We start from the raw sequence: 21,677 nt of genomic DNA, 5'->3' as shown, positions 1-21,677 counted from the left end.
TCGCCTTCGGTGTGCGCACGAGCCCGATGGGGTTCGGCTACCGGGTCGTGCCCTGGCGAGGAACAGCAGCATGGTGATCCAGAGGGTCGTCCATGGATCGGGGATACGGTGGGCGGACTCCGTCCGCAGCGTGTCGATCAGGCCGCAGGTCCCGCAACGGCCCTTGTCCGGGCCGGTGGCGCTGTTGCGCGGCTTCCTGCTGCGCCGGTCAGGCGTCGCGTCGCTTGAGGAGCCAGGCGGCGATACCCAGGAGGGCGGCTACGTATCCGGCGAACAGTGACAGACCTGTCCAGGGGGCCATCGCGGGATCGGGGACGACCGAGAGCACGGCTCGTCCGGCATTGCTGGGCAGGTAGGGGTCGATGTGCTGAGCCCAGTCGGCCGGAAGCAGGGCTCCCAGTCCGGGCAGGACGAGCAGGATGCCCACCAGTGTGGCGATGGCTCCCGCAGAACTGCGGATGATGGCGCCCAGGGCGACACCGAGCAGTCCGACGACGGTGAGGTAGAGGCCGGTACCGAAGACCACACGGGCGACCCCGGGGTCGGAGAGATTCATGGCCAGGTGAGGGTGCGCGGAGGACAGGACGGACTGGCCACCGAAGAAGGCGGCGAAAGAGGCCGCGGTCATCAGGACGAGGACGACGCCGGTGAAGACGGCTGCCTTGGCCGCCAGCATGGGCAGCCGCCTGGGGACGGCCGTGAGGGTGGCACGGATCAATCCGGTGGAGTACTCGCCCGTGAACATCAGGACGCCCAGGACACCGACGGCCAACTGTGCGGGCCGGAACATACTCAGGCTGAGCTCGGCTCCGTTGAAGTGCGCCAGTTCCCGCGCATTGAGGTCGCCTGCCCGCAGGTGGGTGACCAGCATGCCCAACCCGACCATCGCGGCCACGGCGATCAGCAAGGTGACCGACGTGGAGCGCACGGTGCGCAGCTTGATCCATTCGGACCTGAGCACCCGGAGCAGGGTCACCTTGCCCGGGCGCGCTGTCGCGTCGAGCGGGCGCGTGAGGGTCGTGGTCATGACGCGCTCCTTGCTGCGACCGTTTCGTCGGCGATGGTGGAGCGGTACTCGACCGCGTCCCGGGTCAGTTCCATGAATGCCTCCTCCAGGGAGATCCGCTGGGGAGAGAGTTCGAGCAGGGTGAGCCCGTCGTCGGCGGCCGTGATGCCGATCTGGTCACTCGTCAGGCCCACTACATCCAAGGTGTACGGCGCACAGGTGGTAAGGGTGACGTCCGGACCCGCCAGCAGATCTTTCAAGCGGTCGATGTCCGGGCAGCGCACGCGCACCACGGTGCGGGCAGCGCTACGGGTGAATTCCTCGACCGAGGTGTCGGCGATGAGCCGACCGCGGCCGATGACGACAAGATGTTCGGCGGTGAGCGCCATCTCACCCATCAGATGCGACGAGACGAACACCGTTCGTCCCTCCCCCGCCAGGCTCTTGAGGAGATGCCGGATCCACCGGATGCCCTCCGGATCGAGACCGTTGACCGGCTCGTCGAGGATGACGGTGGCGGGGTCGCCGAGAAGCGCAGTGGCGATGCCGAGGCGCTGTCCCATGCCCAGAGAGAAACCGCCGGTTCGTTTGCCGGCGACCTCGCGCAGGCCGACGAGGTCGATGACCTCGTTCACGCGCCGGCGGGGGATGCCGGTAGTGGCGGCCAGGGCCAGCAGGTGGTGGTAGGCGGTGCGGCCGGTGTGGGTGGCGCGGGCCTCCAGCATCGCCCCGACCTCGTGCAGGGGCGCTTCGTGGTGTGCGTAAGGGCGGCCGTTGACGGTGGCATACCCGGCGGTGGGGGCGTCCAGGCCGAGGATCAGCCGCATGGTGGTGGATTTGCCGGCCCCGTTGGGACCGAGGAACCCCGTCACGATGCCGGGGCGGACCGTGAAGGACAAATCCTCGACGGCTGTCTTGCTGCCGTACCTCTTGGTAAGGCAGTGGGCTTCGATCATTGCGAAACCTCCGTTCACCACCTCACTCTCGCCCGTGACCGGCCCCTCGCACATCGTCCCCGTGCAGCGATTCCCGGCTACCACGTCCGCGGTACTGGGCGCATCGGCCTACGGCCGGGACAGAGCGCCGCACGTACCCGTGCCGGCGACTACACGGGTGTCGACGGACCGCTCGGCTCCATCGCCGCGCTCACCAGGCCGCACTGGTAGGCGATGACCACGAGCTGGGCCCGGTCACGAGCGTCCAGCTTGGTCATGGCCCGGTTGACGTGGGTCTTGGCGGTCAGCGGGCTGATGAACAGGCGATCGGCGATCTCGTCGTTCGACAACCCCAGTGCGACGAGTGCCAGGACATCGCGTTCCCGTGGCGTCAGGCACGCCAGCCGCTCGTGCATGACGGCCGGGCATGCTTCCGGCTGCGTCAGAAATCGTGTGATCAGCGCTCGGGCGGCCGACGGGCACAGCAGGGCCTCCCCGCCGGCGACCGTGCGCACGGCATCGAGAAGCTCCTCGGGCCGTGCGCCCTTGCCCAGGAAGCCACTCGCACCCGCACGCAGCGCCTCGGCGACGTACTCGTCGTCCTCGAAGGTGGTCAGGATGAGGACCTTGACCCCCGCGAGGTCCTCCGACTCGCTGATCAGCCGTGTCGCGGCGAGGCCGTCCATCTCGGGCATGCGGATGTCCATCAGGAGCACATCGGGGTGCTGGGCATGCGCCAGCTCCACCGCCTCGCATCCGTTGGACGCCTCGCCCACGGTCTCCATGTCGTCCGCAGAATCGAACAGCATCCTGAAGGTGCCCCGTAGCAGGGCCTGGTCATCGGCTAGCAGTACGCGGGTCGTCATACCCATCTCTCCTCGGCGGTCCGTCCGCTGCCGGACCGCCCGTTGCGGTGCCGGCTCGCAGGGGCAGATCGGCAGTCACAGCGAAGCCGCCCTGCGGGCGGGCTCCCGCGTACAGCGTGCCCCCGACGATGGCAGCACGCTCGCGCATCCCGATCAGCCCGTGGCCGGTCCCCTGGTGGGGTTCGCGGTGGTACGGACCGACGCATCCGTCGTCCTCGACGGTGATCGTCAGCCATTCGGGGCGGTAATGCAGAAACAATCGGGCCTGGTCCGCGCCGGCGTGCTTGTGCACATTGGTCAGGGCCTCCTGCACGATGCGGTACGCGGCCAGGTCCACCGCCGGCGCCAGCGGTTCGCTGATACCTCGCTGGCTGTGCCTGACAGCCAGTCCGGCGCCTTCGAACGATGCGAGCAGGTCCGGCAGCTGTGTCAGACCCGGCATCGGATCGCGCGGCGCCGCCGGATCACCCGTCTGCCGCAACAGGCCTACGGTCGCGCGCAGTTCATCCAGTGCCGACCGGCTGGTGTCCCGGATGTTCTCCAGGGCGGCGAGTGTCTGCTCCGGCTGCCGCTCCGCGAGATGGACGGCGACACCCGCCTGAGCGTTGATCAGGGCGATGTGGTGCGCGACGACGTCGTGCAGCTCGCGCGCGATCCGGACCCGCTCGGCCGCCACCCGCTGCTGTGCCTCCTGCTCACGGGTCCGCTCCGCGTTCTCCGCCCGCTCCTCCACGGCCGCCACATAGGCGTGGCGTGACCGCACTGCGTCGCCGATGGCGGCCGCCAGAGCCGTCCACGCCAGCATCACCGCCTTCTCCGGCTCCAGCCATGATCCCGGAGTGAACAGCAAGGCAGCCCCCACCAGGACGGCAGCCGTGGCCGCCGCCGTGGTCCAGGTGGTGCGCCGGTCGGTCCGCACCGCAACGGTGTAGAGGGAGACCACGACCGGGCTGGACACCAGCGGACTCTCCCGGAACCCGAGCACCTGAAATGCCACCCCGCAGCCGACCGCGACAGCCAGTACGCCGAACGGGTGGCGACGTCGCCACATCAACGCCGCGCAGCCGACCGCCGCCAGCACCACGCCTGGCCACCGGAACGAGATCCGGTGCTCGTCCGGCACAACAGCAGAAGCCACGACCGACAGCCCGAACAGCACGGCCGACACCAGCGCGTCCACCGCGCCGGGCCGGGCTCGTGCCTCCCGCCTCCAACCGTTGATCACTGCCATCCCACCACCGTAAGCGCGGTGGCCGGGCCGGGCAGTGCGGCAGCGCCGCCTCGGAGCACACTGACCGATCCGCAGTCGACGATGTGGGGCGACAGCGGGACGCCCGCCGGCGAACCGGCGGCAGAGCACTCGCCCTCTGCCGCCGTTCCCATCGGTGGTCAGCAGGAGTGCATCAGCCGTGGTAGGTGATGTAGCCGTTGCGGTCGCGGTCGGAGCCGGTCTTGGTGTAGGAGTGGACGTCCGCCCGGCTTCCCGACGGCTTGTACAGGTAGATGGTGTCCTTGTCGTTGTTCCAGATGAAGTTGCAGTTCTGGCGGTAGACCACGTTCTTGGCGTCGGAGTCGGTGCCGTGGCCGCCCCGCAGCTTTACGTAGTCGCCGGGCTGGAGGTAGTGGCCGGCCGGGAAGATGAAGCGATTACCGGTGGCGTCCTTGACGACGTAGCCCTTGAGATTGATGGTCGCCGTCGACGAGTAGTTCTTGATCGTCAGGTACTCGTCCTTGCTGTTCCCGGTGGAGCACTTGTTGGAGTCCGTGCCGGGCGCGTCGTACTGGACACCCTTGACCTTCAGCGCCGACGAGTACTCGGCTGCCTGTGCCGGAGCTGCGGTAACGACCGCGACGGTCCCGACAGCGACAACAGTGGATATGACATGGCGTATGCGCATGAGGAATCCCCCCAGTGGTACGTACAGAGGCCCCGGAGCCTACACAATCCGTGATGACCAAGTGTCGAAAAGGTGAGGAATATGTGAAGGCAGTCGTGCAGTGCATGCCCGGTGCTACTCAAGTGCCAGTCACAGCTGAAGAGTTGGCGGACCTGGCAGACCACGTCATCAGAGCGAACCCGCCGAGCGGAACCTCTCGCGATTCCGCGTTCGTCGCCCAGGATCTCGCCGTGCCGCCCGGCGTCGCCGCGGTGGTGCCCGGCGAAAGACCCGCATCGGCGGCCTCCTGCTGAGCGACGCCACCACTTCGCCGGGCGCACGGGTGCGCGATCAGCCCTAAGGGCTGTCCCGTAATCCCTGGCGGGCGCGCGACGACAGCTACGGCACCTCGCCGCGTTGTCGGAACGCCCGAATACGCCCAGTACGAGGACGCCCCTCCGCCTTGCGATGCACCGCATCCGACGCCGCGCGCCGATCCACCAGGGATTACGGGACAGCCCTTAGCTGCGCACCGAACTTCGGAAAGGCAGCCGCGAACGCAAACCGACCGGCCGGTCGAGGCGAGCAGTGCGGATTCGGCGCCGCTCCACGGGACGTACACTCCACCCATGGGCGACACACATGCAGTGAGGGAGTGCCTGCGCCAGGCCCCTCACGTGCTGGGCCCAGTCGCGCCCAAGGCGCTCTGCCGTGCGCTGCACGGTCACGGTTAGCCAGGCACTCACGGACTTCACGGTTTCAGTGCCGATGGTCTGATCCGCGCGTTCTCCCACCGCTTCCGCTCCGCCCATGGAGCGCTTCTCCACCCCCTTCGCTGTGCGTTCCGCAGCACCCCACACTCGCGCAGCTCCTCGGCGTGCCGTCGGCATCCCCTTCGGCGACGGCCGAAGGGGCGTGTCGCATTTTCGAGAGGACCCTGCATGAAGTTGAGGGAGTTGCTGGCCGGTCACGATCACGAGGTCCTCCTCGGCGATCCGGATACGAGGATCAGCGCAGGGGCCTGTTTCGACGCCCATCGCGTTTCATCGGGTTCGCTGTTCATCGCCGTGCCCGGTCATCGGGAAGGGGGCCCCGAGGCCGTCGGCTCGGCACTGGCACGTGGCGCCGTGGCGGTACTCGTCGACAGGGCAGCGCCCGATCTCCCGGCGGCAGTATGGGCGTCGGCAGGCGATGCATGCGTCGTCCGAGTGCCGGACACCCGGGTGGCGGCGGCCGTCGTCACCTCGCGCTACTACGGCGAACCCGGTCGGGACATGGACATGGTGGCCGTGACCGGTACCAACGGGAAGACCTCGGTGTCGTACATGGTCGAGTCCGTCCTGAGGATCGCCGAAGGCGCGAAGGTGGGTGTGATCGGGACATCGGGCAGCCGCATCGGCGACGAACTGATCCCGATGCCGCGCTCGGTGCTGACCACACCGGAATCGCCGGATTTCCAGTACCTGTTGGGACACATGCGCGACCACGACGTGGGCACCGTCGTCCTGGAGGCCACCTCGATGGGCCTGCTGAACCACCGGGTGGACCGTGCGTTCATCGACGTGGGGATCTTCACCAATCTCACGCAGGACCACCTGGACGACCACGGCACCATGGAGAACTACCGCGACGCCAAACTCCGCCTCTTCCAGGGGCTTTGCCGGCTCGCCGTGGTCAACGCCGATGACCCCGTGGGGGCCGGGATCAAGCGGATCATGCCAGGCCCGGTCACCACGTACGGTATCGACGCGGAGGCCGACTACCGGGCGACGGACCTGAGCATGAACGCCTTCGGTACGCGTTTCACCCTCCACCACGCGGGGAGCAAGTACCCCGCGGCGATCCCGGTGCCCGGCCGGTTCTCGGTGGCCAATGCGCTGGCCGCCGTGGCGGCCTGCCACCTCCTGGGGCACGACCTGGCGGGTCTGGTTGCCGCGCTCGACCGGATGCCCCCGGTCCCCGGGCGGCTCGAACGCTTCGAGACCCCCCACGGTTCGTCCGTGATCGTGGACTACGCCCACTCCCCCGACTCCCTGGACAAGGTGCTCTCCGCCATCCGGGACTTCGCGCCGGGCCGGGTCATCACCGTGTTCGGCTGCGGGGGCGACCGGGACGCCACCAAGCGCGCGCAGATGGGCGAGATCGCCGGGACCCACTCCGATCTGTGTGTCCTCACCTCGGACAACCCACGGAACGAGGACCCCGAGGCGATCATGGACCAGATCACGCCCGGGCTCGTGGCCACCGGCACCCGGTTCGAGAGGTTCGCGGACCGCCGCCGGGCCATCGCCTTCGCCCTGTCCGCCGCCGGTCCGGATGACGTCGTCCTGGTTGCGGGCAAGGGCAGTGAGCCGTACCAGATCATCGGGGAACAGCTGATTCCGTTCAGCGACATGGCCACGGTGCGCGAACTCGCGGCCGCGCAGCGGTAACAGGCGGCGGTCTCAGGTCACCCTCGCTCGCACGGTGCGGCTGCGGAGGTGGTGCCGAGAGGCGGGGCGGAGGGGCTGTGCGCCGGGACGCTCTCGATTCCGGCGCTCTCAGCCGGCGCCGCCGGAGGCGAAGGTGACAGGCAGTCGCTCGGGGCCGCGCAGCCCGCCCGGCCGCCAGCGCAGCTCGCCCGGGGGCACGGCCAGCGCGAGGTCCGGGAGGCGGCGCAGGGCGGTTCCGATGGCGATCTGACCCTCCAGTCTGGCCAGCGGCGCCCCCAGGCAGTAGTGGATGCCGTGCCCGAACGCAAGGTGGGCGGTGTCCCGCCGGGTGATGTCCAGCCTGTCCGGATCGGAGAACCGTGCCGGGTCGCGGTCCGCGATGGCGGAGGCGATCAGCACGGTCGCGCCGCACGGGATGTTCACGCCCGCGATCTCGACGTCCTCGCGCGCGAACCGGGCGATGCCGGGGTTGACCGGCCCGTCGTAGCGCAGGAACTCCTCGATCGCGCCCGGCAGCAACGTCGGATCGTCCCGCAGCATCTCGAGCTGACGGGGGTTGGCCAGCAGTGCCGCGATGCCGCCACCGATCAGGTTGACGGTGGTGATGTATCCCGCGACCAGCAGCAGGAACGACATGGCGATCAGCTCGTCCTCGTTCAGCTGCTGCTCCTCGTCCCTGGCGGTGATCAGCGCGCCGAGCAGATCGTCCCCGGGCCGGGCCCGCTTGGTCTCCAGGAGCTTGGTCAGGTACGAGTGCATCCGCTGCCACGACTCGTCCACGAGTGCCGGGTCCGGAAGTTCCGCCCTTCGCAGAAGCATGTCGTCCGTCCACCGCTGGAAGTCGTGCCGGTCCTCGACAGGCACGCCGAGCAGCTCACTGATCACGGTGACCGGTAGCGGAAGCGCGAAGTCCGCGACGAGTTCGGCCCGGCCGGCCGGCACGACCGCGTCGAGCAGCCGGTCGCTGATCTCCTGGACACGGGGCCGCAACTCGGCCACCCGGCGTGCCGTGAACGCCCTGGAGACCAGACGGCGCAAGCGGGTGTGGTCGGGCGGGTCGGAGCGGAGCATGTTGCTGATCATCGACTCGCGTTCCGTCACGGGCAGCTGCCGCAGCAGCCGGGGATCCGAGGCGTCGCGGACGTCGCTGCTCAACCGGGGGTCCGCCAGGGCCGCGAGACCGTCGTCGTACCGCGTGACCAGCCACGCCTCCAGGCCACCGGCGATCACGGCACGGCGTACCGGGCCCTCCTCGCGCAGCTGCCGGTAGAGCGGGAAGGGATCCGAGACGAAGGCCGGGTCGGCGTAGGGCAGAAGGACCGGCTGCTGGCTCATGATGCCTCCAGGGATACGTTACGACCCATTAGTTCGGACTTATCAGACCTGAGGGTATATCTCCCGATATGACTGACCCGGGAATTTCACCGAAGGAAGCGGTTGCGATGGAGCGGACCACGTGCTGCGTGGTGGGCGGTGGCCCCGCCGGTATGGTCCTCGGGCTGTTGCTGGCCCGGGCGGGGGTGGCGGTCACGGTCCTGGAGAAGCACGGCGACTTCCTGCGCGACTTCCGCGGTGACACCGTGCATCCGTCCACCCTGGCGCTGCTGGAGGACCTGGGGCTGGCCGAGCGATTCGGCCGGCTGCCGCAACGGCGGGTGACGACCGTCCAGCTCCCGCTCGGCCCGAACCGTTCGCTGGTCACCGTCGGAAACATCGGCGCGCTGCGGGGCAAGTACAACTACATCGCGATGGTGCCCCAGTGGGATCTGCTCAACCTCCTCGTGGACGAGGCCGAGCGGGAGCCGTCCTTCTCCGTGCGGATGAACACCGAGGCGACCGCCTTCCTCATGGACCGCGTCGAGGTCCCTCCTGGTCGAGCCCGGCCGAGATCTCGCGAGAGGGTCACGGGGGTCCGGTACCGCACGTCCGACGGCCGTACCGGTGAGCTGCGGGCCACCCTCACCGTTGCCTGCGATGGCCGGTCCTCGCTGGCCAGGGCGTTGCCCGAACTGGGACTGCGGAAGTTCACCTGCCCGATGGACGCCTGGTGGTTCCGGCTGCCGCGGCGGGAGGACGACCCGCACGGGCTCGTCGGAGGCGTCGGCGACCGGTTCTTCAGCGCCATGATCGACCGCGGAGACTACTGGCAGTGCGCCGCACTGATCCCCAAGGGAACCGACACCCGGCGCCGGGCCGCCGGTCTCGGCCGGTTCATGGGCGAATTCACGGCTGCCGTCCCCTGGCTCGCGGACCGGGTGCAGGCGCTCGGGTCGTGGGACGACGTGAAGCTGCTCGACGTGCGTCTCGACCGCCTACGGCGCTGGCACCGCCCGGGACTGCTGTGCATCGGCGACGCGGCACACGCGATGTCACCGGTCTTCGGCATCGGCATCAACCTCGCCGTCGAGGACGCGGTGGCCGCCGCCCGGTATCTCGTCGAACCGCTGCGCGCGGGCGCGGTCGGTCTGCGGACCGTACGCCGCGTCCAGCGCCGCCGCTGGCCGACCACCGCCGCGACGCAGGCCCTGCAGCGTTTCGCCCACACGAACGTCATCGAACCGGTCCTGTCGGGCCGCCCGGCGTTCGGCAGCCGTAAGCGCGCCCAGCGGCTGAGCGAGCTGATCACGACCTCACGGTGGCTGAACCGCCTGCCGGCGTACTTCCTCGCCTACGGCGCCCTGCGCGAGCGCCCGCCGGCCGCGTCGGTGCGCTGAGCGGGACACCTCGCGTCGGCGGGGCGGACACCGCGCCCGTCCCGCTTCCCGCACGCGGCTGTGCAGGACTGCGCCTGACGACCCGCCGGCACATCGAGCACATGCATTCCGATGCGCCCGACGCCACCTGGCCGGTCGGCCGACCGGCCCCGCCGAGGCGTCAGGCGCGAGCCTTGCGGGCCGACATCCATGCGTAGACCAGGACACCCGCGAAGAGGAACAGCACGCCCTGGTAGACGGCGGCGTAGCCGGAACCCGCCAGGAGCCACATGGAGAAGCCGAAGGCGGCCTGCGCGAGCACGGCGTCACGGGTGAGCCGAGCCGGGCGGACCCGGTCGCGCTGCCCCGACACGAAGCAGCACGTCCAGGTAGCCCACTGCGGTGACGGCGAGCGCCGCGTTGCTCACCCAGGAGGTGATCCAGTACGACCAGGCGGCCAGGAAGCCCGCGAAATCACCGAAGGCCTCGCGCACGTAGACGTACGGCCCGCCGGTGCGCGGGTCGCGCTGCGCGAGCCGCCCGAAGACGAGCGCGAGGGCGATGGCACCGAAGGCGACGAGGCTGATGGTGCCGTACGGGGCGACGGACACGGGGAGCAGGAAGATGCCGCCGCCGATGATGTTTCCCATGACCAGCGCGGTGGCGACCGGAAGCCCGAGGCGCCGGGCGTGCCGGCTGCCCACTCCCCCGGGGACGGAAGGTGCTCCGTGCCGACGGAGGCCGGGGCTTGGGCCGGAGCCGATTGCGAGTGGGCCCCTTGCGGCGCGCTGACCTGCGAATTCCCTCTGACCAGGCTAGACACTCAGCGCTTCGGCCCGCATCAACCCGTTCTGGCCCGCTTCAAGCCGCTTCAGCTCCCCGCCGTTTTCCCGTGGGAGAACCACGGGCCCCGCGAATGCGAAGTTCTCCTGACCTGCGGTATCCACACTCGGGCTCCGTGAGCGTGCACCAGCCGCCAAGCTGGCCAAAACCATACGTGTGGATGGCTGCCCACGGTCGTACTCCGTGGCCGAGGAGCAGATGCAACTGCCACAGCGCCCAGGTGACTGGCCGAGGGAAATTTTTTTGCTCGTTAGACGGACACCCAGTCCGCCCTAGCCCCTCTTCCGTGAGTCGCCCTCGACACTTCCATACGCCGTATGGTATTAATGAAGGGCAGTTCCGTACGGCGTATGGAAAGGCACTCTTCGAGGACGCCGGGCGCATCACATCGCCTGCGCAAGCAACTGATGGTGCAGATTGCACCAATCCGGAAGGAATGACCATGAAGCTCAAGAAGCGCCTCTCTCTCACTGCTACCTCCGTAGTGGTGGCAGGTGTTGCCGTTCTCGGTGCCGGGGGCACCGCTTCGGCCGCGACTCCTGACTTCGCACACGTTCAGCGTCCGGCCGTCAGCGTCAAGGCCACCGACTACCGCTGGGACCACGGTGTCAGCTACCTGATCGAGCAGGGCTACTGCTGGGACGGAGTCCGCGGCCGGCATCACGACGACCGCGTCAACGACTCGACCCGATACAGCCGCGATGGTCACTGCTACCGCTGGGATGACACTGAATGCGGCTGGAAGTTCGACAGGTCGTACCGGCACCACTGGAACCGCTATGAACACGACGCCCGCGACTGGAACCACCACAACCGCAACCACAACGACCACTGAGACACACACCACCTTGCGCCCACAGGCCCAAACCGTTCGCATCGCCGGCAGGCTGTGCGCGCCCTGAATCGACCGCGAACGCACCTGACCGGAACGGACTTGCGAGTCGCCATGCTCGGCGACCGCCAGGGGCAGGGGGAACCCGTGCACCCCACAGTTCACCGTTGTGCTCCTCGGCTCAGAGGGCCCCGCCGACCGGGACCGCTACGACCTCAGCCAGGCTCGGCCCGTGGCAGAACGGGCGCTGTCAGTGGCCGTGGGCGCGGCTGTCATGCGTGGTCTTCGCTCACTTCAATGGGCCAGGTCAACCCAGCCGCACTTAATGACTATGTGCAAACAATCTGCGTTAAAGGGCGCGCAGCGACTCTCACTGCGCAGGAGCCGCGCTCACCGCGTCGTCGCCTGCAGCACAACGAGGGGGCCGCGGTTCAGTGCGGGTACTCGACGAGCTGCTCGGCCCAGATCGTCTTGCCGCCTGGGTTGTAGCGGCAGCCCCAGCGCATGGCGAGCTGGGCGACGAGGAACAGGCCACGTCCTCCCTCGTCGGTGGTTGCGGCACGCCGCAGGCGAGGCTGGGTGGGACTGGAGTCGGTGACCTCGCAGACCAGAACGTCGTGGCGAATCAGACGCAGTTCCGCAGGCGGACGACCATAGCGGATGGCGTTGGTCACCAGTTCGCTGACGATGAGTTCGGTGGTGAACAGGAGGTCGTCCAGCCCCCACCTGGTGAGTTGGCGGGTTGTCCATGCTCGGGCCTCGGAGACGGCGGCAGGATCGGCCGGGATCTGCCACTGAGCGGTGTCCTTCGCCGGGACGGCGCGGGTGCGAGCCAGCAGCAGGGCCGCGTCGTCGCGCGGCGCCTGGTCAGCCAGGTTGGCGAGGAGAGCCGCGCCGGTTTCTTCCAGAGGGCGCTCCGGCCGACAGGTCGCGGCGAGAGTGTCCATCAGGTGCCGCAGCCCTTGGCCGATGTCGTCGCCCTCCCGTTCGATCAGCCCGTCGGTATAGAGGGCGAGGACGCTACCCGGCTCGAGGTCGATCGTGGTGGTCTCATACGGCATGCCGCAGATGGCGAGTGGTGGTCCCGGGGAGACCTCAACCACCTCGACGGTCCCGTCGGGCCGGACCAGAACGGGCGGCGGATGCCCGGCACTGGCCAGGGTGCAGCATTGAGTGACTGGGTCGTAGACCGCGTACAGGCACGTGGCACCGACGGTGTCCTGGTCTGCCGGTGGGGCTTCGGTCGCAAGGCGCTGGACCAAGTCCGCGATCCGGGTGAGCAGCTCGTCGGGCTCGAGTTCGAGGTCCGCGAGCGTCTGGATGGCGGCGCGCAGGCGTCCCATGGTGGCGCTCGCGGGCATGCCATGGCCGACGACATCCCCGGCGACAAGGGCCAGCCGGAGAGAAGGCAAAGCAATGGCATCGAACCAGTCGCCGCCGATCTCCGCTCCGCCGCCCGCGGGCAGGTAGACACCTGCAGTCTCGCCTGCCGGAGCGTCGGTCGTGGCCGGAGGAAGAAGACGTCGCTGCAATGCAACAGCCGCCCGGTGCTCTCGCGTGTAACGGCGGGCATTGTCGATGGCGAGTGCGCCCCTCGACGCGATCTGAGCCATGAGATCCGCCTCGTCCTCAGTGAACGGAACGGAGGAACCGACGCGCCAGACGGACACATCGCCGAGCGTGAGGCCGCGAGCGTGCAACGGCGCCACCATCACCGAATGACAGCCCTTCGGCAGAAGGAACTCGACCAGCTGCGGATCGCCGATCACAGAAATGTACTCGTCGCGGCTGAGGATGACCGTCTCACCGTGTTGAAAACTGCGCAGGATGGGGTGATCGAGGAACGGTGGAACCGGGTCGCCGCGCTCGATGCCAGCCGGCCACCCCTCGGCGGCCGGTGCCATCGCAGCGTTGCGTAGACAAAGATCTCCACCGCCCAGCCGCATCGCGGGTTCGTCACCGTCGAATACGGCCTCCGCGAGATCGACCGCGGCGAAGTCTCCGAAGGCCGGCGCCATTACATCCGCCAGGTCCTGCGCCGTGCGCACGACATCGAGGGACCCCCCGACGCGCTCGGCCGTCTTACGAGCGAGGTCCAGGTCCCGACGAGCCCGCCATTGATCAGTGGTATCGATGTACAGCGCTACCACTCCGGTCGGTCGCCCCCGCCCGTCCTCGAGGCGGAAGGCGGACAGTGACATGGCACGCTGCCGTGCCTGGTCGTGCTGCCACCTCACTGGCTGGTCCCTGCGGACCAACGGTGCGCCCGTGTCGAGGACCTGACGCAGGAACATTTCGATTTCCTCAGCGTCCCCGTCCATCAGCACGTCGCGCAGCCGGCCCCTCGGCGGCACGGAGGGACAGCCAAAGACGCCCGACACGTTGTTGCTGTGCACGATGACCAGGTCCCGATCATGCAGGGCGATTGCGATCCGATCCTGGGAGGAAAACGCGCGCAGGAGTTCTACGCCTTGCTGTTGATCGGACACGTTCTGTGTAGGCGCTGCCACGACGAGGAGATCGGAAGACCCTGTAACCCGCGTCGCCCGGAATGTGACGGGGATGATCTCTCCAGAACGGCGGCGCAGCCGTACCTGGCCGAATGCAGGTATCTCCGTGGCCGTATCCGCGTCGCCCGGGAGGTCGGCCAGCAGTTCCTGCACAGGGCGGCCGCAGACATCCTTGGCCGTCAGCCCAGTCAGGTCCGCCGCCGTCTCGGTCCACCCCAGCACGGTCCCCCGGCTGTCGAGTACGGCGGTGGCCAGGCCGTCGAAGGCGTACGGCCAACCGCCAGGTTTCGGACTGATCATGCTCGTTGTCCTCTGGCAATCCAGCGCCGGACAGTCGTTCCTTTCGTGCCCATTTTTCACTCCACTGTCGGATGCTGGCGAGTGGGGATCTGTGGCCGCTTGCCCAGATTATCGTGATCATGTATGTCGCGCCTTGGATGCGGGGCTGGGCGCAGAGGGCTAGACGGCAAGCCTGGCCCGCCGTAGGTGCTGTCAGTCCCTGCTGGTCTTTGGGTGGCCCCAGCTCCGACGCCGGCGAACCGCCACAGCGGTCTTCGCCCGGGCGCGGTAGCGAGCGTCGGCGGGACGGTCACCTGTCATCGGTGCTGCCGTGGACTGCATGGAGTCACTTCAGCCGCGCCTCGGTGCGGGTGGCGGAGGTGCGCCGGTGGACGTACTCGACCGTGAGGAGCGAGTGGAACGACCGCGCGGCGGCATTGTCCGACCCGACGAGCCCCATCAACTGCGCCACGCCCCAGCGGCCGCAAAGGTACTGGGACGCCTCGGACGTACCTTCGCTGCCGCGGACCCTGTGGAAGATGACGACGTCGACCTGGTTCGGATGCCGGCGAGGGGGAATCTGTGACCACGCGTAGGCCGAGCTCGCTCGGTCACGGGCCTGCCCCAGGCCGCACGCAATGCCTCAGGACTCAATGGCTGGCACCCTGGCCGTCACGATTGGCGGTGAGTCGGCTTTCCAGGCCCGTGATGATCGTGTCCAGCACCAGGCGGAACATGCGGTCCTCGTCAGGGGCTCCGTCCGGGGGCCCGTCTTCGCCGTCTTCGCCGGAAGCGGGGGCGGTGGGCTTGAGGTTCGACCACTGGTGAAGCGCACCGTTGAGTTCGGCGATGAGGACACCGATGACGACGGCGCACATGAGAGCGGCGATCTGCTGGATCTCTGAGGGCGGTACCCCTAGGGCAGCCAGTGTCGCGATGAGCGCGGCCCAGAACGGGTCGTCGGGCTGGATGAAGTCAGGGTGGCTGAATGAGTAGGCCATGAGGTTGGGGTGGCGGTACGCCAGTGTCCGGAAATCTGTGGCGAGCAGGCGGAGGCGCTCCTGCCAGGGAGCGTCCTCCAGAGTCACGGTGCGGAACTGGGCGCCGATCATGCTCGCCACTCCGCGCAGCAGGGCGTCCTTGTTCGGCACGTGGTGGTACGGCGACATCGGGTTCGCATCCAGCGCGGTCGCGAGTTTGCGCATGGTGAGCGCCTCGACCCCGTCCGCGTCGATAAGCCGTAGGGCGGCTGCATAGATCCCGGCCTCGGTCAGAGGCACGTCTCTCTTCCTTGTCCCCCGCTGGGGACGCTTCGCTTTTGTCATACACCGTACGGTATCGGTTCCATACGTCGTACGGAAATGGGCTCGGCCACACCGTGACCGAGCAGACACTTCCCGCGCCCCGGGTTGCGCTCGACGTTCCGTACGGCGTACGGTTCTCTTCCATACGGCGTATGTTTCTGAGGTACATCCCGGCATCGACCGGCGCCCCTGCCTATCCCTCTCCACCCAAAGGAGCAAGCCATGACCACGTCGAACGACCTTCGCCCCATTCGGTCCCCGCGCAGGGTCCCCTTCCTCGGCCACACGCCGCAGATCCCCAGCACCAACCCAGTGGAGTACTTCGGCGAGTTGTCCAAGCAGTTTCCCGAGGGGCTCTACGGCCTGGAGATCGCCGGCATCGAGCAGGTCTTCGTCTGGGACCCGGACCTGGTGGCCGAGGTCTGCGACGAGACGCGGTTCTTCAAGCAGATCGACAAGACGCCGCTGGCCCATGTCCGGGACTACACGGGAGCCGGTCTGTTCACGGCCCACCAGCACGAGGAGGAATGGGGCATGGCGCACCGAGTCCTCCTCCCGGCCTTCAGCCAGCGGGCCATGAAGGGCTACTACGGGCAGATGCTGGAGATCGCCCAGAACCTGGTGGGCAAGTGGGAGCGTAAGGAGGGCCAGCCGGTCAACATCACCGACGACTACACCCGGCTGACCCTGGACACCATCGCCCTGTCTGGGTTCGGTTACCGGTTCGACTCCTTCGCCAAGGAGGATCTGCACCCCTTCCTCAAAGCGCTGCTGGAGGCGCTGGTTGAGTCGCTGCGGCGCTCGCAGGAGCTGCCGATGATGACCAAGATGCGCAAGGCCGATGACAAGAAGTACCGCGCGAACATCCAGCTGATGCGGGACCTGGTCGAGAGTGTGATCAAGGAGCGCCGTGAGGGGAAGGGCATCGCTGAGGATGACCTGCTGGGTCTGATGCTGGAGGCCACCGACCCGGAGACCGGCAAGGGGCTGGACGACGACAACGTCCGCGACCAGGTGGTGACGTTCCTGATCGCCGGTCACGAGACCACCAGTGGTCTGCTGTCGTTCGCCACGTACTCGCTGATGCGTAATCCGCAGGTGCTGGCCCAGGCCTACGCCGAGGTGGACCGGCTGCTGCCGGGCGACACTGTCCCGGACTACGACACGATCATGCAGATGGACGTGATCCCGCGCATCCTGGAGGAGACCCTGCGTCTGTGGGCTCCCATCCCGATGATCGGCAAGTCGCCGATCGAGGACACGGTCATCGGCGGCTGCTACGAGCTGAAGAAGGGAACACAGGTCAACCTCCTCGAGGGCCCGCTGCACACCCACCCCAAGGCGTGGGACCGGCCGGAGGAGTTCGACATCGAGCGGTGGCTGCCGGAGAACCGGGTCAACCACCACCCGCACGCCTACAAGCCGTTCGGTAACGGCGTGCGTGCCTGCATCGGCCGGCAGTTCGCGCTCACCGAGGCCCGTCTGGCCCTCGCACTGGTGCTGCAGAAGTTCAAGTTCGCCGACACCGACGACTACAAGATGGACGTCAAGGAGGCGCTGACGCGCAAGCCCGGCGGCTTCGAACTGAAAGTGCGGTCCCGTCGGGACCACGAGCGGACCGTCTTCGGCGCAGTGGACCTGCAGACCGACGACACGCAGGCGCAGGCCACGGTCAGCGGTGTCGGGGTGAACCTGACCGTCGCCTACGGCTCCAGCCTCGGCTCGTGCGAGGACCTGGCGCGCACCATCGCCGACCGCAGCGAGCGCTCCGGGTTCGGCACCACCCTGGTCGGCCTGGACGAGCTGGTCGACAACCTGCCCACCGAGGGCCTGCTCGTCGTCGTGGCCTCCAGCTACAACGGCAAGGCCCCGGACAACTCGCAGCGTTTCGACGACCTGCTCGCCGCCGGACTCCCGGAGGGCTCGCTGTCCAACGTGCAGTTCGCGCTGCTGGGTGCCGGCAACACCCAGTGGGTGGCCACCTACCAGGGCTTCCCCAAGCGGATCGAGGCAGGCCTGCTGGCCGCCGGCGCCACCCCCATCATCCAGCGCGGCATCGCGGATGCCGCCGGTGACTTCGACGGCATGGCCACCCGCTGGATGGACACCCTGTGGACCACCCTGGCCGAGGAGTACGCGGCCGACACCTCCCAGGCCAGCGGCCCGCGCTACCAGGTGCAGCTGCTGACCGAGGCCGACGTGCGCCCCGCGATCGTCTCCGAGCAGGCCTACTCGCTGACCGTCGTCGCCAACGAGGAACTCGTCAGCGACGCGACCGGGCTGTGGGACTTCAGCATCGAGCCGCCGCGCCCCGCCGCGAAGTCCATCACCATCGAACTGCCGGAAGGCGTCACCTACGACACCGGCAACCACCTGGCCGTCTTCGCCAAGAACGAGCCGGCCCTGGTCAACCGCGCCCTCGCCCGCCTCGGCGTCGACCGCGACCAGGTCCTGCGCCTGGAACTGCCGGCAGGCGGCCGCACCCACCTCCCGGTGGGCACCCCCGTGACCGCAGGCCTGCTGCTCACCGAGTTCCTGGAGCTGCAGGACGTAGCCACGCGCTCCCAGATACAGACGCTGACCGAGCACACCGAGTGCCCGTGGACCCGGCCGCAGCTGCAGGCCTACACGGCTGACACCGAGGAGGCCGAGGAGCGCTACCAGACTGAGATCCTGGGCAAGCGGGTCTCGGTGCTGGGCCTGCTGGAGCGCTTCCCGGCGGTCGAGCTGCCGCTGGCGGTCTTCCTGGAGATGATGGGCCCGATCCGCCCGCGGTTCTACTCCATCTCCTCTGCCCCGCTGGCCAACCCGCGCCAGGTGCGGCTGACCGTCGGCCTGCTGGAAGGCCCGGCCCTGTCCGGCGACGGCCAGTACCGCGGTACCTGCTCGTCCTACATCGCAGGCCTCGAGCCCGGAGACGTCTTCTACGGCTACGTACGGGTGCCCTCCCCGACCTTCGCCCCGCCGGCCGACCCGGCCACGCCGCTGGTCCTCATCGGCCCGGGCACCGGCATCGCGCCGCTGCGCGGATTCCTGGAGGAGCGCGCCTCGCAGCAGGGGAACGGCACCGCGGTGGGCCTGTCGCAGGTCTTCGTCGGCTGCCGCCACCCGGAGCACGACTACTTCTACCAGCAGGAGATGCAGAACTGGGAGCAGTCCGGGATCGCGCAGGTCCACACCGCTTTCTCCGCGGTGGCCGGTCACCCGGCCCGGTTCGTGCAGAACGCCATCGCCAATGCCGCCGACACGGTGTGGCAGGCCATCGAAGACGGCGCGTACGTCTACGTCTGCGGTGACGGCCGCCGGATGGCGCCCGCCGTGCGCGAGGCCCTGGCCGCGATCTACCGCCAGCGGACCGGCGCCGACGACGAGACAGCCCAGCAGTGGCTCGCCCAGCTCGAGGCCGACGAGCGCTATCAGCAGGACGTCTTCGCCTGACCCCCAGACCCCGGGAGGCGTGCGGCGTACCTCTCCCCCCGCACGCCTCCCGGCCACCACAAGCCCACCAGCCACCACACGGCACCCATCGGCCCGAACCGGCCGGAAGCGCCACTTATAGAAGGAAGATCACCATGGACACCATGCTCGCCGGACGCTTCCACCTGGACAGCAAGAAGTTCGCCGTGGAGGAGGTCCCCGTCCCCGTTCCGGGCCCGGGTGAAATCCTGATCGAGGTGAAGGCCGCAGGCGTCTGCCTGTCGGACGTCCACCTGCTCGACGGCTCCCTCGTCCCGCTGTTCGCCACCTCCGACACGGTCACCGTCGGCCACGAGGTCGCTGGTGTGATCCACACCCTCGGCCCCGACCTCAAGCGCGGCCTGACCGTCGGCACCCGCGTCACCCTGGAGGCCGGCAAGACCTGCGGCCAGTGCGCCGGCTGCGTGCGCAGCCGCCCCTGCACCCAGATGCGCACCGCCGGCATCGACTACAACGGCGGCTGGGCCCAGTACACCGTCGCCCGCGAGGACACCCTCATCCCCATCCCCGACAACCTCCCCTTCGACCAGGCCGCGATCATCCCCGACGCGGTCTCCACCCCCTACGCCGCCGTCGTCACCACCGCAGGCGTACGCCCCGCCCAGTCCGTCGGCGTCTGGGGGGTGGGCGGAGTCGGCGCCCACAACGTCCGCGTCGCCCGCCTGGCCGGCGCCGCGCCGATCATCGCCGTCGACCCGCTGCCCAGCGCCCGCGAACGCGCCCTGGCCTTTGGCGCGGATTTCGCCCTGGACCCCGCCGCCCCCGACTTCGCCGACCAGGTCCGCACGGCCACCGGAGGAAGGGGCTTGGACTTCGCCTTCGACTGCGCCGGCGTGCCGGCGGTCCGCGAGCAGGCCGCCGCCGCACTCGGCCTGAGCGGCTCCCTCATCCTGGTCGGCATCAGCCCCAGGCCCCTCACCATCACCGAGGGCCTGACCTTCAACTACCTGGGCAAGCAGGTGCGCGGCCACTACGGCGGCAGCCCCGAGTCCGTCACCGAGCTGGTCCGGCTGGCCGAGGTCGGCCGTCTCGACCTGGCGCCCTCCATCACCGACCACATCCCGCTCACCGAGGCCGCCGACGCGGTCAACCGGCTGGAGAACAAGATCGGCGACCCGATCCGCCTCATCCTCGTCCCCTAATAACTGAACAGAGAGTTCATCAAGACCACCTCGGGCAGGGGTGAGTGGGCGCCGGAGCTTGACAGAGCACCGGCGCCCACGGTCTTTCGCTCACGGCCCCCTGAAGCACAGGGGGTTCAGAGCCACCCGCGGCGGACCGCCTGCGCGCCCGCCTGGAGTCGGCTCGTTGCCCCAAGGCGGGTGGTCAGGTCGGTGATTCGGCGGCGCAGGGTACGTTCGCTGAGGCCGAGTTGGGGGGCTAAGGTCTCGCCCTTCAGCCCCGCGTGGAGCAGGTGGAGCACAGCACAGTCGGCGTCGATCAGGTCGGGATGGTCATCCGTCTCCTGGGCCCGTTGCCGAACACGGGGTGGCCTGCTGCCAGCTGGCCTCGAAGAGGTCGACGAGGGTGTCGCCCGGCGGTGCCCAGTGGACCAGGGGGCGGTACTGCGCAGGCCGTCGGCGCCGGCGGTGAGCGGAACGACGGCATCGCGGCGGTCGAATACCAGCAGCTTCGACGGCACATGGGGCAGCACCCGGGCTTGTTCCCCCGAGGAGCACGAGGTGCTGGAGCAGTTCAGTGTGCTCAAGCATGGCCAGCACCTGGATCGAGTAGATCGCCCGTGTCCGCACGCCCCGAGCCGGCAGTTCCCTCTCGACTGCAATGCACTCGAGTCGGCAGTGCTGAAGCTGGCTGCTGGCCTTACGTTGCAGCGGCGGCGGGGCCGCCGCCATCCGGTGCGAGCACGCAGGGGCCCGGAGGCTTCTGGACGGACGCCGGTCCCTGAGCTGTCAGTCGAGGGCGGGCAGGGAACGCCGGGTGACCTCATGGGCGTCGTCCGGCGGGAGGCCGAGCATGCGCAGGACCATTTCGGCCAGGTCGGAGGCGGTCTCGTCGCCGTCGAGGTCCGGGCGGGCCAGCCTCAGCGCCACGAGGGACAGCAGGGTCCCGCCCAGGGCGGACAGAGCGGTGGTCGCGTTGCTGCAGTTGAAGCGGCCCGAGGCGATTCCGATCTCCAGGTCGCGCAGGGCTCGCGGTGACAAGCCACGGTCCGCGTGAATGTGGGCCAGACCGCGATCACGCAGGATCCGCATGAGTTCCGGGTGAGAGTCGGCCATCCGGGCGGTGAGCCGGAAGCCCGCGGCGACCAGTTCGGCCGGATCTTCGATCCCTTCGACACGGTCGTCGATGACCTGCCCGAACTCCTCCAGGGCGTCCGTCACCGCGGCGTCGAACAGCTCCGTCTTGGACTCGAAGTGGTTGTAGAAGGAGCCGAAACCCACGTCGGCGCGCTCGGCGATGGCCTGGATGCTGGCGCTGGTGTCCCCGGTCTCCGCGAGGATCTGCCGGGCCGCGCGGACGAGCGCTTGCCGGGTCTCGGCGCGGCGCCGCTCGAAGCGGTTCTTGGTCAGGGCTGACGTCGGCATACGGCGAGTGTAACAACCGTTACGATCAGTCTGCCATTACTGATGAGATTATCAATTATTTGGCCCGAACCCATTGA

15 protein-coding genes and 1 pseudogene are annotated in these 21,677 nt (G+C 68.6%); 5 read left to right on the top strand and 11 right to left on the bottom strand.

The features are described 5' to 3' along the window. Positions 1–208: 208 nt before the first annotated feature. From OHB49_RS36325 to OHB49_RS36305, 5 genes are all read right to left on the bottom strand, one after another. On the bottom strand, positions 209–1,027 hold the full coding sequence (locus OHB49_RS36325; RefSeq protein WP_329165132.1) for an ABC transporter permease: 819 nt from the start codon (positions 1,025–1,027) through the stop codon (positions 209–211). Then, positions 1,024–1,962, bottom strand: coding sequence for an ATP-binding cassette domain-containing protein (locus tag OHB49_RS36320; protein ID WP_030977463.1), 939 nt, complete (start codon positions 1,960–1,962; stop codon positions 1,024–1,026). Before OHB49_RS36320 ends, OHB49_RS36325 begins: the two co-directional genes overlap by 4 nt. 149 nt (positions 1,963–2,111) lie before the next feature. Next, positions 2,112–2,807, bottom strand: coding sequence for a response regulator transcription factor (locus OHB49_RS36315; RefSeq protein WP_030977465.1), 696 nt, complete (start codon positions 2,805–2,807; stop codon positions 2,112–2,114). Continuing rightward, positions 2,779–4,038 carry a sensor histidine kinase gene (locus OHB49_RS36310; RefSeq protein WP_329165131.1) on the bottom strand — a complete coding sequence of 420 codons (1,260 nt, stop codon included), beginning with the start codon at positions 4,036–4,038 and terminating at the stop codon, positions 2,779–2,781. Before OHB49_RS36310 ends, OHB49_RS36315 begins: the two co-directional genes overlap by 29 nt. Before the next feature lie 172 nt (positions 4,039–4,210). Next, on the bottom strand, positions 4,211–4,705 hold the full coding sequence (locus OHB49_RS36305) for a lamin tail domain-containing protein (protein ID WP_030977469.1): 495 nt from the start codon (positions 4,703–4,705) through the stop codon (positions 4,211–4,213). 920 nt (positions 4,706–5,625) lie between these two features. Between OHB49_RS36305 and OHB49_RS36300 the strand changes: the two genes are divergently transcribed. Beyond that, positions 5,626–7,116 (top strand): UDP-N-acetylmuramoyl-L-alanyl-D-glutamate--2,6-diaminopimelate ligase, encoded by a 1,491-nt coding sequence (locus OHB49_RS36300; RefSeq protein ID WP_329165130.1) that lies wholly within the window; start codon positions 5,626–5,628, stop codon positions 7,114–7,116. A gap of 108 nt (positions 7,117–7,224) precedes the next feature. Here OHB49_RS36300 and OHB49_RS36295 read toward each other — a convergent pair whose 3' ends face one another. Continuing rightward, positions 7,225–8,451 carry a cytochrome P450 family protein gene (locus OHB49_RS36295; protein WP_329165129.1) on the bottom strand — a complete coding sequence of 409 codons (1,227 nt, stop codon included), beginning with the start codon at positions 8,449–8,451 and terminating at the stop codon, positions 7,225–7,227. A 107-nt stretch (positions 8,452–8,558) separates the two neighbouring features. On the opposite strand from OHB49_RS36295, the gene OHB49_RS36290 reads away from it, so the two are divergent. Then, the gene (locus OHB49_RS36290) at positions 8,559–9,830 is read left to right on the top strand and encodes an FAD-dependent oxidoreductase (protein WP_329165128.1); all 1,272 of its coding nucleotides are present in this window, start codon (positions 8,559–8,561) and stop codon (positions 9,828–9,830) included. Positions 9,831–9,990: 160 nt separating this feature from the next. Here the strand turns inward: OHB49_RS36290 and OHB49_RS36285 are convergent, their stop codons facing one another. After that, positions 9,991–10,131, bottom strand: coding sequence for a hypothetical protein (locus OHB49_RS36285; RefSeq protein ID WP_329165127.1), 141 nt, complete (start codon positions 10,129–10,131; stop codon positions 9,991–9,993). Positions 10,132–10,165: 34 nt separating this feature from the next. Further along, positions 10,166–10,513: pseudogene (locus OHB49_RS36280) on the bottom strand (amino acid permease); the annotation flags it as partial. Between the two features lie 581 nt (positions 10,514–11,094). Here OHB49_RS36280 and OHB49_RS36275 point away from each other — a divergent pair. Continuing rightward, the gene (locus OHB49_RS36275; RefSeq protein WP_329165101.1) at positions 11,095–11,487 is read left to right on the top strand and encodes a hypothetical protein; all 393 of its coding nucleotides are present in this window, start codon (positions 11,095–11,097) and stop codon (positions 11,485–11,487) included. A gap of 428 nt (positions 11,488–11,915) precedes the next feature. Here the strand turns inward: OHB49_RS36275 and OHB49_RS36270 are convergent, their stop codons facing one another. Together OHB49_RS36270 and OHB49_RS36265 are read right to left on the bottom strand one after the other, a co-directional pair. Further along, positions 11,916–14,294: an ATP-binding SpoIIE family protein phosphatase gene (locus tag OHB49_RS36270; RefSeq protein WP_329165126.1), complete on the bottom strand. Its 2,379-nt coding sequence runs from the start codon at positions 14,292–14,294 to the stop codon at positions 11,916–11,918. Between the two features lie 629 nt (positions 14,295–14,923). Next, positions 14,924–15,553: a TetR/AcrR family transcriptional regulator gene (locus OHB49_RS36265; protein WP_329165124.1), complete on the bottom strand. Its 630-nt coding sequence runs from the start codon at positions 15,551–15,553 to the stop codon at positions 14,924–14,926. Between the two features lie 246 nt (positions 15,554–15,799). On the opposite strand from OHB49_RS36265, the gene OHB49_RS36260 reads away from it, so the two are divergent. Together OHB49_RS36260 and OHB49_RS36255 are read left to right on the top strand one after the other, a co-directional pair. Beyond that, a complete protein-coding gene (locus tag OHB49_RS36260) occupies positions 15,800–19,015 on the top strand; it encodes a bifunctional cytochrome P450/NADPH--P450 reductase (RefSeq protein ID WP_329165122.1) in 3,216 nt (1,071 codons plus the stop codon). A 134-nt stretch (positions 19,016–19,149) separates the two neighbouring features. Next, positions 19,150–20,196, top strand: a complete 1,047-nt coding sequence (locus tag OHB49_RS36255) for a zinc-binding dehydrogenase (RefSeq protein ID WP_329165120.1) — start codon at positions 19,150–19,152, stop codon at positions 20,194–20,196. Positions 20,197–20,964: 768 nt separating this feature from the next. On the opposite strand, the gene OHB49_RS36250 is transcribed toward OHB49_RS36255, so the two are convergent. Then, positions 20,965–21,600: a TetR/AcrR family transcriptional regulator gene (locus OHB49_RS36250; RefSeq protein ID WP_329165119.1), complete on the bottom strand. Its 636-nt coding sequence runs from the start codon at positions 21,598–21,600 to the stop codon at positions 20,965–20,967. Between the last annotated feature and the right edge of the window lie 77 nt (positions 21,601–21,677).

The sequence above is a fragment of the Streptomyces sp. NBC_01717 genome, assembly GCF_036248255.1.
Lineage (GTDB): Bacteria > Actinomycetota > Actinomycetes > Streptomycetales > Streptomycetaceae > Streptomyces.
Note: the sequence above shows the minus strand (reverse complement) of the source record. Positions and strands in the feature narration are given on the sequence as shown.